We start from the raw sequence: 5,607 nt of genomic DNA on the forward strand, positions 1-5,607 counted from the left end.
GCACTCGATCCGGGCGCCTCTCCCAGGCGCGGCTGCTTTCATCGGTCATCGATCAGGGCGCCCTTCCCAGGCGCGGCGGGTCATTGATTTGGGCACCCCGCACGGGGTGCGTTGATGGACTTTTTGCGAGTCCATCAAGCTTCGCTTTACCGGATGCTCATGTAAAGCGAAGTTAAACATACACGCGAGTCGGCTTCACCGCAACCGGATCGCCCTGAGATTTAACTGTCCACTGTAAACTGTGAACTGTAAACTGCTCCTCGGACGATGAACCGTTTGAGGAACCTCCTTGACACCGGCACCGATTCCGGATATCAGGGGGACAGGGAGAAGTCAGGAGGCCCGGATTGAAGAACAAGATGCCGGATGAACTGAAAAGCGAGATCACAACATACCTGGCCGAGGTGAAGACGGACCTGGAAAACTACCTGGCCTGGGCCAACAGCGAGATCAGCATGGGCAGCGATACCAACCAGGCAGCCGAGGTGATCGAAGACGCCATCCACCGCCTGATGACCATCGCCTACTACCTGGCCACCTTCTTCGAGGACGCCGACCCGTCCCACATTCTGGCCGATCTGGCCTCGGAGGTGGCCGAGGAGCAGGGTACCGACCCCAACTTCCTTTCAGGCCGGTCAACTTTAGCTGATCCGCCGAACAGGACACGTCATTAGCTCTAGCCCGCATTATTCATGATGGTGATGAGATGTCAGCTAACTGTGTGGCAAATATGGATAAATGGGAATGGCACGATAAACATCATGAATTATGCGGGGTTGCCCGGACATAGTCACGAGAGGAGTTTTTCGTTCCGGCAAGGCGACTGTGGAGTGAGCGCGGAGGCATACTTTAGTATTCCGCACAAGCGAACGACACAGCAACGCAGCCGGAACGGAAAAGAACCTCGTGAATAGTCCAGGCTAGCTAATGACGTGAGTAGACGGTTTACAGTACACAGTTTACAGTTTCAATCTTTTCAGGAGGGCTGGCAGCCCTCCTTTTTATTACCATTGCTGGCTCTTTTAACTTTGCGCATCAGGCTGGAGAGCATCTTTTTCAGCTCGATAACATCCTCAACCATCGAAGACGCTTGCCCTTTTTCCAGGTATTTCAGGCTCTCTGCCAGCAGAATGTGGTTTTCAACCTCAAAAGCTGATCCAATTGCCATATGAAGGAAACGTAAGAAGTCCTTATTGGATCCCCTCCCGCATCCCTCAGCAATATTGGCCCCTATGGAAGAACTCGCGCCCCTGAGTTGAGCCGTCAGCCCAAACTGTTTACACCGAGGAAATGCCTTCGTAGTTTCATAAATCCTGGTTGTTATCTCCATGGCCCTGTCCCACACTTGCAGCTTTCTGAAATCCTGCATTACTTCCTCCCATCATTCAGTTCGCGTTCATCCATTACAGGATTTCATATATTCAAATCCCCTGCCAAAGTCAGTGTCGGGTGTTTTTTGAGTGTAACTGTGAACCGTAAACCGTGAACCGTAAACTCTTTCCCCTTTGACAACCCCCCATGCCTGTTGTAAACCTGTTTCACGGAGCTTTTCAAACACCCTGCACAGGATCTGAGCCCCTTGCCCAAGTACCGACTCTCCATCCCTGTTCTGGCCTTCACCGCCCTGCTCCTGGTTCTTTTTACAGGGCAAGCCCGGGCCGAAGCGTCCCTTTCTTCGGTCACCTCCTATACGTCCTGGGAAGAAGAGGACGGGACCGGCAACACCGCCGCGTCCCAGTACGTGCTCCTGTCGAACAGGGGAACCCTCGGCGGCTACAGGCTGGACGTGGAAGGTTACGGAAGGGTCACCGCTGTCGGGGAGGAGGTTGAACCCGGCGACGACAACCCCAACAGGCTCTACACCCTTGCCGCCACCCTGACAGGGGCTCAGGGACGCGGTTCAATGACCTTCGGCAGGCAATACATCCCGGCCCTCGCGGGCCCCCAGTTCCTGGACGGCCTCAACCTGACAGCCGATTTTGACAAGCTGTCTGTCAACGCCCGGTGGGGTTACACTGCCGACGTGACAGGTGATGCCGGCATTTCCAAAGCCGACGAAGTCCTGGGCGCGGGTCTGGACTACCGGCTCAAGACAGGCATGTACCTTTCCCTGGATTACGGCCGGACCATGGACGACGACAGCCTGCTTACCGAGTTTATCGCCACGGAGTGGGCATATTCCTGGTACCGCTTCACCAGGGCCTACGCCAGCTTTAACTGGGACCTGATGTCAAAAACCCTTCACGAGTCCCTGGTGGGAACCAGGCTGCACTTTTCAGACCGTTTTTCCGCTATCTTCGAACTGTCCCACAACGTCCAGAGCTTCGATTCCGATTCGATCTACAGCGTCTTTGCCATCAGCGCCGCCTACAGCAGGACCTTTTCGTTGCTGTTCACGCCCTCCATGAACACCCGGTATCTCTGGGATTACACCGTTGAAAACTACCAGGAGGGAGGAGGAGGCCGGCGATACGAGGTCAGTGGACGGTGGACACCGGGAAGATCGAAGATCTCGGCATCCCTTCTTCAGCACCAGGGATCCGGTGGTGATCTGGTCGAGGTGAGCACCGGCCTTTCCACCCGCCTTGGCGACCGGTGGGACGTCGGGATCGGCTGGGATGTCAGCCGGTCCCAGAACAAGGGAGAAAACACTGTGGGCAGCAGCCTCGTCTACTGCGGTGGGCGTGTGAAGACCAGCGACTCGAGTTCCCTCGACCTGCGCATTGAGCGGACCGACGATGATCTCTTCCCGGAAAGCTTGTCAGGGAGGATCGCTTTTGAACTGGAGTTATGAGATGAACCGTACTTTTCCGATCCGCCACGCCGTCTCCATCACTCTTCTGGCCGTCCTCTGCCTGGTGCCGGCCGCTGCCGACGCCATGCGCTTTTCCCACACTATTCACGACAGGGAAGGGATCGGTCAGTGCGACCGGTGCCACCTGCCCAACGCCCTCAGCATCATCCCGGAGAGGGCTGGATGCCTCGACTGCCACGAAGCGGCCGATATCGAGGAAACCGTCCTGGGGCCAACCAGGAGCCACACGCCCTCCTGGGTCCGCCTTCACGGCCCCGAATCGCAATCCGCGGGCGCCCGGTGTTCGAGCTGCCACCAGCTCGCTTTCTGCGTCGACTGCCACAAGGGGGGCGAACTCGGAGCCGACCTGACAAAACGCAGCGTGCGCATGGAAACGGTCCCCGAGACCCACACATCCCGTTTCCGGATCGTCCATCCTTTGAAGGCCACCGGGGAGCAGGCCCAGCAGTGCTACAGCTGTCACACGCGCCAGGATTGCGTGGACTGCCATGAAAACACGGTCCGCAACCGGCTCAGAACTGATTCCCACCGGAGGAGCTGGTCCCAGATCGAAGCCGGCGCAGGCGGCCCCCTTCACCAGACCTTCTCCCTGAACCAGTGCCAGGATTGCCACCCTGGCGGGGCGGTCTCCGACGCGGACTGGAGCCGGGACCACGCCAGGGAGGCCCGCAGGTCCCTGGGCAGCTGCCAGGCATGCCATCCCGACGGGAACGAATGCATGGCCTGTCACTCCGCGAAGAGCGGCCTCATTGTCAGCCCCCACCCCGGGAACTGGAAGAGGATCCAGGGCAAGTTCAGGAGAGAGTCTCCGGAGGTCTGCGACCAATGTCACTGAGCCGTCGAACCACACTTTTCCTGCTCGCTGCTTTCCTGGTGGCGGCAGGGTGCGGTTATAACCCGAAAGGGTCAGGTAGCGGCCTGCCGGCCTTGCCCGAAAAGGGAACGGTGGAGTGTCTGTATGCCGGTTGTCACGATTCGATTACCGCTACAACAGGCAGCTATCCGGGATTCAATCCGGCGATCTCATGGGCACTTGGGTTTCACGGGGACGTCGACGCCGTTTCGGCTTCTATTACCGGTGACTGTTCAGACTGTCACGATCCGATTGATGACATTTCCGATTATTCTCTTCTATTTACGAGCACTTCCGCACCCGTTATTGCCGACAGCGTTCATGGAGCCCTTGGCCTCACATTCAAACCTCTGGTCGGGTGTGAGGCCTGTCACGGTTCCGGCATGGAGCATTTTGCCTACATGAACACCGCTCTGTATTACGGTGAACACCGCAAACCGTTGCCCAGCACGATCTCGCCCTCCCTGGTGAACCCCTACCATCTCCTGTCGTGCGGACCGTGCCACAGGCCATCACAGCACGCGGGCGGAGCTTCCCTGGACGACATCCTGGCAAACCAGTACCCGGAGTGGCGCGGCGGGGACGGCCCCGGGATCTTCTTCGAGGACGGGCACTCCGATTCCCTGGTCGTGGAGACCACCCACGGCACGATGACAAGCGTGGTGAGGGGAACTCCCTGTGCTGCCTGTCACACGGTAGAGGGGTTCTTCACCTGGTTCGTTTCGGGGGATTTGTCGTGGGCATCGAGCCAGACGGTCATCGACCGGCTGGTGGCCGAAACCGGGGACACGGACGTCAACAATCCTTCGAATTTGCCCGGAAGCGCGGCCCTGGCCCAGGTGTCGTGCGTCACGTGCCATCCTTCCCACGAACCTGGGGTCCTGATCCGTTCCGTGACTTTGGGCCTCACTTCTGACACCCAGCGTAATGCAGCCTTATGTATAGCGTGCCACAACGTGAAGGAGTTGACCGCAGACGCTGGCTCAGGGCAGTCTCACGTCTCTTCCCTCGAGATCCCACGGCACCCGCAGAAAGAGGTGTCTCAGGGCTTCGCAGCTACGGCCAATGACGGGCTCAGGGGCGTGGAGTTTGTGGGCTATACCTTCAACGACTCGGGCCACGCCGGGACCGCCATCGCTGCCGGATGCGTAGGATGCCATTACCACCTGGCCGGGGAAGCCAACCTGACCGAACTGCCCACCAAGGCCACTTCCGGTCACACCTTCCGGCCCCGCCTGGAAAACTGCCTGGCCGATTTTGCCGGCTGCCACGACATCTCCGAATTCTACCTCGCCGACGGCAGCCAGATGACCTCTTACGTAGAGTCCACCATCTCCACTTTCAACTTCGGCTCCATCTACTACTCTGGATCAGCACACACCGGAGTCGACTACGACCGTGACGGTAATGTGGAGCCCCTCCAGTCCGAAATTTCCGGCATGTTGTCCGACTTGAAACAGTCTCTCACGGATGTCACCGTCCCCTTTGACCAGCAGCAGGGTCTGTTCGATCTGACCCAGATGGCCTCCAGGACGACGACGGAACGGGCCGCCGCCTACAATTACGACTTCGTGGTGGGGGACGGCAGCTACGGGTATCACAACCCGATCTACTGCGTGAACCTGTTGGCGGCAAGTATATCGGTGCTGAGTGTGCCGTAACCCGACTTGCAAGCAGGTTCACTGATTTCAAAATTCACATTTCACATTTCAAGAATAAAAGCCGGACTGGATTGTCCGGCTTTTCGTGTTTAATTGAAATTTGATGGACTCGCAAAAAGTCCATCAACGCGCCCCGCGCGGGGCGCCCAAATCAATGACCGATGAAAGCAGGCGCGTCTGGAAAGGGCGCCCGGATCGATAACCGATGAAAGCAGCCGCGCCTGGGAGAGGCGCCCGGATCGAGTGCCAATGGCTGTGTGTTCGATCCGTGAGGGAAC

5 protein-coding genes are annotated in these 5,607 nt (G+C 58.2%); 4 read left to right on the forward strand and 1 reads right to left on the reverse strand.

The features are described from left to right. Window positions 1-347 precede the first annotated feature (347 nt). Window positions 348-674 carry a hypothetical protein gene (locus tag P1S46_11175; GenBank protein MDF1537036.1) on the forward strand — a complete coding sequence of 109 codons (327 nt, stop codon included), beginning with the start codon at window positions 348-350 and terminating at the stop codon, window positions 672-674. Between the two features lie 302 nt (window positions 675-976). Here the strand turns inward: P1S46_11175 and P1S46_11180 are convergent, their stop codons facing one another. Continuing rightward, window positions 977-1,369, reverse strand: coding sequence for a four helix bundle protein (locus P1S46_11180; protein ID MDF1537037.1), 393 nt, complete (start codon window positions 1,367-1,369; stop codon window positions 977-979). Between the two features lie 210 nt (window positions 1,370-1,579). Here P1S46_11180 and P1S46_11185 point away from each other — a divergent pair, with 210 nt between their 5' ends. From P1S46_11185 to P1S46_11195, 3 genes are read left to right on the forward strand one after another with little or no spacing between them, the layout of a single operon-like run. After that, the gene (locus P1S46_11185; GenBank protein MDF1537038.1) at window positions 1,580-2,794 is read left to right on the forward strand and encodes a hypothetical protein; all 1,215 of its coding nucleotides are present in this window, start codon (window positions 1,580-1,582) and stop codon (window positions 2,792-2,794) included. A gap of 1 nt (window position 2,795) precedes the next feature. Further along, entirely contained in the window at window positions 2,796-3,650 is an 855-nt protein-coding gene (locus tag P1S46_11190) for a cytochrome C (GenBank protein ID MDF1537039.1), read from the forward strand. Then, a complete protein-coding gene (locus P1S46_11195) occupies window positions 3,641-5,329 on the forward strand; it encodes a hypothetical protein (GenBank protein MDF1537040.1) in 1,689 nt (562 codons plus the stop codon). Before P1S46_11190 ends, P1S46_11195 begins: the two co-directional genes overlap by 10 nt. Window positions 5,330-5,607 lie beyond the last annotated feature (278 nt).

This window comes from bacterium (assembly GCA_029210545.1).
Classification (GTDB): Bacteria; BMS3Abin14; BMS3Abin14; order BMS3Abin14; family BMS3Abin14; genus JARGFV01.

What these genes read in the sequence shown, in the direction of transcription:
- P1S46_11180 (MDF1537037.1), bottom strand. Translation starts at nt 1,369, where the DNA reads ATGCAGGATTTCAGAAAGCTGCAAGTGTGGGACAGGGCCATGGAGATA.
- P1S46_11190 (MDF1537039.1), top strand. Translation starts at nt 2,796, where the DNA reads ATGAACCGTACTTTTCCGATCCGCCACGCCGTCTCCATCACTCTTCTG.
- P1S46_11195 (MDF1537040.1), top strand. Translation starts at nt 3,641, where the DNA reads ATGTCACTGAGCCGTCGAACCACACTTTTCCTGCTCGCTGCTTTCCTG.